The organism is Cupriavidus sp. 05T42, assembly GCF_056396345.1.
Map to the genome: position 1 here is coordinate 46,200 of NZ_JBFTLH010000026.1, position 6,632 is coordinate 52,831.

The 6,632-nt window shown below is 68.7% G+C and carries 2 protein-coding genes; both read left to right on the forward strand.

The genetic code is table 11. The annotated features are described in order from the left end of the window. Positions 1 to 11 precede the first annotated feature (11 nt). Complete coding sequence (locus tag AC1EJR_RS24800) at positions 12 to 818, forward strand: peptidylprolyl isomerase (RefSeq protein ID WP_441645284.1); 807 nt, start codon at positions 12 to 14, stop codon at positions 816 to 818. Positions 819 to 879: 61 nt separating this feature from the next. After that, the coding region (locus tag AC1EJR_RS24805) for a beta strand repeat-containing protein (RefSeq protein WP_477147715.1) at positions 880 to 6,632 on the forward strand (5,753 nt) is incomplete at its 3' end.

Genomic DNA, 6,632 nt, shown 5'->3' on the forward strand with positions numbered 1-6,632 from the left:
GAACCCAAACCATGCAACCGATTCTCTCCCGCCTCGCTGCCGGCGTCGTTCTGGCATTCGGCCTTCATATTGCCCACGCCGCAACGGTCAATGGCGTGACGATTTCCGATGCCGCCATCGTCGAGGCAGCAAAGGCGGCTGGCCTGCCAGACACGCCTCAGTCGCGCGAGGCGATCAAGCAGCAGTTGATCGCGCGCGAGTTGTTCCGGCAGGAAGCCAGCAAGGACAAGGCGCTGGAAGCCCGCCCGGAGGTGCAGACCCAGCTGCGGGAGGCCCGCAATCAGATCCTGACGCAGGCATGGCTCAAGGATCGGATCAAGCCCGAGCCGGTGACCGATGCGCAGGTCCGCGCGCGGTACGACGCCATCGCGGCGTCGCTGGGCGCCATGGAGTACAAGGCGCGTGTGATCGAGCTGGCCGACGATGCGGCGGCCGTGAAGGCGCTGGCACGGATCAAGGCCGGCGAGGACTTCGCCAAGGTTGCCCAAGACATGAGCCTGGCACCCACCCGCACCAGTGGCGGGGCGCTGGACTGGATCAGCTTCAAGGTGCCCGCGCAGGAAGGCCATACGCAAAGCCTGCCGCTGCCGATTGCCGAGGCCATTTCCACGCTGCCGGCGGGTGGGGTGAGCCCAAACGCCGTGACCTGGAACGCCCGTCGCTACCTCGTCAAGGTGGACGCCTTGCGCCCGACGCAGGTGCCGTCGTATGACGCGGCGGCGCCGGGGATCCGGCAGGCACTGCAGGCGCAGGCGCTCGAGCGCGCCACGGTGGCCCTGGTCACCGGCCTGCTGACCAAGGCAAAGATCACCCAGTGACCTGCCGCCATCGTCAGTAACCCCGTCATTGCCGCCCCCTGGAAGAAATCGTAGGAACGCCATGCAACGCGACCGCTCGGCCACGCCGTCCGCCCACGCCCTGAACATTCACGCCCCGACTGCCGCGACCGTCCCGACGGATACGCGGGAGCCAGCTTCGCTGGCCGAGCGGGGCCGGCGCAGCCTGCTTGCACGGGCGGTGGCGGCGACGGTGGCCGTCACGTTGTGGCTTGGGCCGGTGCAGATCACCCTGCAGCAAGCGCGGCAGGCGGCGGGCGCGCTGGCGGCGGGGGCGACGGAGGTCGATGCACTGGCCGTGCACGGCGGCGCGGTGCGGCAAGGGCTGCTGCGCTGGGCCGTGTCGAAGCTGCCGGTGCTGCTGCGCTTTGGCCCGGCGGAGGCGCTGGCCGCGCCGATTACCGATCCGAACGCGCCGGTGCGCTTTACGCCATCGATTTCCGTGACCACGGGACCCGGTGCGCCCGATGGCGGCGTACCGGTCGTCGGCATCACCACGCCGAACGCGCAGGGCATCTCGCTCAACCAGTACCGCACGTTTGTCGTCGATCCCATCGGCCTGATCCTGAACAATAGTGCGACCGGCGGTGGCGCTTTCCTGGGCGGGCAGGTTGCCGGCAATGCCAATCTGGCCGCGTCGGGGCCGGCGCGGCTGATCGTCAACCAGGTCACCAGCAGCGCGCCGGCGCAGATCAACGGCACCGTGGAGATCTTCGGTGCGGCGGCAGGGCTCGTGATTGCCGCGCCCGGCKGCGTCTACACCAATGGCGCGGGCTTCACCAATACCAGCCAGGTCACGCTGACCACCGGCACGCCGCAATGGCTGTCCGCTGCCGGCACCACCACGAGCTTCGACACCGCCGCCACGGCGGGCTTCCTGGTGGAAGGCGGCAGGATCCAGATCGGCAATCCCAACCCGGGCAGCGCTGCCACGGGCATCGAGGGCACGGTCGGCAACATCAATCTGATTGGCGAGTCGATCGGCATTGACGCCGCGCTGAACGCGGGCAAGCAGATCAACGTGGTGGCCGGCCGCCAGCTGGTAACGCCGCTCGGCGATGGCTTTGCCACTGCCGCAGCCGGGGCGAACAATGCCGCCGCCAATGCCAGCGCGAGCAACGGGCTGGCGATCGATGCCACGGCGTTCGGCGCGATGAACGCCGGCCAGATCCACATCATTAGCACGGCGGCGGGCGTGGGCGTGCGCGCCGATGGCAACCTGGCGGCATCGGCCGGCAATCTGACCATCGACTCGGCTGGCAATCTCAAAGTAGGCAGCACCTATGCCAAGCAGGCGGCGGCGCTCAACGCGGGCGGCGCGATCGTGGCGTCGGGCAACGGCCAGGCAGAGGCGGGCTACACGGCTCAGGCGGGTGGGGATGTCACGCTGGGCGGTACGCTGGAGTCGGGTCGGGCGCTGACCGTCACGGCTGGCGGCGCGATCAACGGCGCCGGCGGCGTGAAGGCGGCGGAGGCGGTGACGCTGGATGCCGCTGCCAGCGTGGACGTTGGCGGCGCCGTCAATGGCGCCACCGTGCTCGTGAAGGCGGCGGGGCAGGACGGGCGCGGTGATATTCGGCTCGGCGGCGACGTGACGTCGCCGGGCGCGATCCGGTTGCAGGCGGCACGCGACACCCTGATCGACGGCAACGCGGTGTCGGCCGGAGACCTCGACCTGGCATCGCAACGCAACCTGACGATTCGCGGCGCCGCCGGCAGTACGGCGGGTAACGTCGCGCTGACGGGTGTCACCGGCAGCGTGACCACCAGCGGCAACGTGGTGTCGCCGGGCACGCTAACGGTGACGGCCGGCACAGACGCCGCGTTGGGCGGGCAGGTGCTGTCTACCGGTGCGCTGAACGTGACGGCGCAGAACGGCAGTATCAGCACGAGCGGGGAGATCGGCAGCAACGCGGGCCTGACGCTGACCGCTTCCCGCGACGTCACCGTGGGCGGCCAGGCGCAAAGCGCCGGCGACACCCGCATCCGCGCGACGCAAGGCAATGTGGCGATCCAGGGTGCCTTGACCAGCGATGGCGAAGCGGATATCGGCGCGGGCGGGAGCGCCGTCGTGGCGGGCAGCCTGTCCAGCGGTGGCAATACGACGCTGACGGCTGCGGGCGGATCGGCGACGGTCAGCGGCGCGCTGACCAGCCTCGGCAACGCCACGGTGAGCGGCGCGCAGAACGTGACCATGTCGGGAAGCACGCTCGTGGGCGGCAACCTCGGCGTGGCGGCGGGCGGCTCGGCGAAAGTGAGCGATCTGACGTGGATTGGCGGCGACGCCACGCTGCGCGGCAATGACGTGACGATCGGCGCGGCGGCCACCGGCCACGGCAACGCCGTGAACGGCAAGCTGGACGCTGGCGCCACGCGCGCGCTGACCCTGTCCGGGAACAGCACGGGCACGAACGTCTCGTTGAGCGGGGCAACCATCGTCAACCAGGGTGTCACCGCTGCGGTACAGACCCTGAGCGTGGGCGGTGGTGCCGTCATCAATACCGGCACGATGGCCGGCAACGCGGCGGCGTTCAACGTCGGCAACCTGACGAATCGGGGCACCATCGGCGGCCAGACCGTAGACGCCACCGTGACCGGGGCGCTCGACAACGCGTACGGGCTGATCGCCGGTGCGCAGCGCCTCGACGTAACCGCCGGCACCCTGGCCGCGAACCAGGGCGGCACGCTGTTCGCGGGCGACCTGACCGGCCAGAGCCCGCTGACGGGCAATCTCGGTTTCACGGTATTGGGCGGCAATGGCAGTTTCAATAACGCGAGCGGTCAGATCCTGGCGGGCAACAACCTGACGGTCAACGCGCTGAACCAGGTCTTCGACCCATCGGCAACGAGCACCGGCAGCCTCAACGCCAACGGCACGCTGACGCTGGGCGCGCTGGCCATCAACAATACCGGTACCTGGACCGTGCCGGGCGGCAGCGTGGTGCTCAATGCCAGCCAGGGCATCACCAACAGCGGCACGATCCAGAAGGCCGGCGACCTGTCGCTGGCCACGGGCGGTACGCTGACCAACACCGGGCAGATCGTGGGCGGCAGCAATGTCTCGCTGTCGGCCGGCAATCTGTCCAATACCGGCACGATGCACGCCAACGGTAACCTCGCGTTGGACGGCAACGTGACCAACCGTGGCGTGGCGGAGGCGCTGGGCGACATCGTCGTCACGGGTTCGAATTACGACAACACGGGCGCGAAGACGCAGGCCAACCGCGACGTGAAGGTCGACATTGCCGGGACGGTGTCGAACACTGGTGGCGTGCTCGGAGCGAACCGCGACATGCATATCGCTGCCGGGGTGGTGGTCAATGACCGAACCGGACCGGTAGATGCCGGCAGCACGACCGGCAAGGTGACGAACGACGCGCTGCTGGACTCGACAGTGATCGGCAGCTATCGGCCATTGGCTGGTGGCTATTGCGACGCCTGTACCGGCAATGAACTCGGCAACCCGCTGGATATCCGCATTGGCGATCTGACCCGGACTGCCGATGGGACGTCGATTTCACCGGTCATCGGCTATGTGCCGTACTACAGCGGCGGGGACGCTGGCGTGGTCTACCTGCCCATGTGGCACGTGGGCCCGAACGCACCCGTGCCGGGGAATCCGCTGCTGGCCCTGCCCACGGTGGACCGCACCATCGTCAGCCAGACGGATGGCGTGGCCGGCCAGATCATCAGCCGGGGCAAGCTCGACATCGCCGCCACATCGCTCTCCAACAAGGGTGGCGCGATCTCGGCGGGCGGTGACCTGACGCTGAACGTGGGGGCTCTCGACAACGGCCGATCCGCCACGCTGGTCAGCAGCGTGACGGACCAAGTGAATGCGGGGGAACTGAGCGCGTTCCTCGCGCAGCTCAAAAGTATTGGGGAGCGTGTAGACGGCACCATCCCCGGCACGACCCAGACGGTGTTTGGCACCCCCTCGCCGGGTTGCCAGGGCGATAACTGTGGCGCGCCGCTGGTGACGGCGTTTCCGATGAACATTGGAACGGCCGCAGATAACTCAGCTGTCAGCGCGCCCACCCAGTCCTCGACCATCTACCAGCTTGGCAAGGCCGGCCAGATCACGGCGGGGGGCAACCTCGCCCTGACTGGCACCGGTGACCTGACCAATGCCGGGGACTTGGCTGCGGCGGGCAAGGTGACCATTACCACGCCCGGCACGTTTACCAACCAGGGCGTCCATGACATCCAGGTGACTACCCGCCAGGGGTGCGTGCCGGGTGCCGATTGCCCGGACGACAGCGCGCCGACGGTCCAGTCCGTCACGTGGCAGCAGACGCCTAGCACGGTGGCGGCGGGCCAGACGCTGACCATCAACGCGGCGAATGTCAGGAACCTTAGCGGCACGCTCGCCGCCCAGGGCAACGTGGACATCACGGCGGGCGGCACGGTCACGAACCAGGCCGGCGCCATCCAGTCGCTTTCGGGCGATGTGTCGATTACGGCGGCGTCGCTGGTCAACACCTCGCTCGACCCGGTGCAATTGCGCAAGAGCTACGGTGGCCAGAATCCGTCCTATGCGGGCGGCTGCAACCCCGGCGGCACCTATGGGAACAGCCAGTGCTCAGCGATGGAGGACGCGGCGGCAGGGCCGGCGGCGGTCATCAGTGGCGCGCGCGATGTCTTCATTCAGGGCGGCAGCGTCAACAACCACGGCGCGCTGATCAGCGGCGGCCGCAATGTCAGCGTGCAAGCCACCGGCGGCGTGGACAACACGGCCATCGCGCTCAATGCGGACTGGGTTGGTCGCTGGCAGGAAGACCGCAGCGGCGGCGACCGCTGGCACGATACCGGCGGCCGGGCCGCCATCGGCAACATTGCCTCGGGTATCCAGGCCGGCAATGCGTTGTCCGTGAGTTCGGGCGGCCAGATCGTCAATACCGGCAACCTGTTGGGTGCGGCGGTGGACATCACCGGCGCCGCGATGGTCAACRGCATCACAAGCCCGAACCAGCCGACGCCCCCGGCGGCCCCGCCGACTCAAGTCATTTCACTCGGCCCGCCGCCGGTGCCGGCCGGCTCGCTGCCGCCCGCGACGCCGACACCGGACCCGACCGAACCGTGGCAATTCACCCCGGTCATCGTGGCGACGCCTGCCGCGCCCACGGCGGGTGGGCCGGCCACCGTTGACTGGCACTTCAACGCCAAGCCGGACGGCACGCCGCTGACAGCGCCGACGAACACCGGCGGCCGTGCCCAATACGTCAACCCGAACCCGGCGACGGGCGTGCTGGCCGGCGTGACGCCGGATAGCCTGCTGGGCCAGTTGCCGCCGGAACTGCGGCCGGGCAACGTCACGTTCTACTACGACCCGTACACCGAATCGCAGAAGCTCAACCAGGCCGCCCTGCAGCAGACGGGGCAGGACAGCTTCGTCAGCGGGCTGGCATGGGACAGCCAGAACAATCTCTCGGTCGATGACCAGGAGAAGCTGGCGCTGTACAAGAACGCGGCTGACTACGCCAAGGAACACAGCATTGCGCTGGGCACGGCGCTGACTGACGAACAGGTGCACGCGCTGGACAAGCCGATGCTCTGGTACGTGGAGCAGGCCGTCCCGGACCCGCGCTGCACGGTGGCCAGCACGGCCTGCGGCAGCGTGAACGCGCTGGTGCCGCAGGTCTACCTGCCGGACGGCTACGTCCAGGCGCTGGCGACGCCCAACGGCGGCACGATCAGCGGGCAGAACGTCAGCCTGGACATCGACGGACAACTGCGTAACAGCGGCCAGATCACGGCTGGGGATCTGCTGCAGGTGAAGGCGGGCAGCCTGGACCT

Excerpts from the sequence above, each read along its gene's own strand:
- AC1EJR_RS24800 (WP_441645284.1), top strand. The coding sequence starts at position 12 with ATGCAACCGATTCTCTCCCGCCTCGCTGCCGGCGTCGTTCTGGCATTC.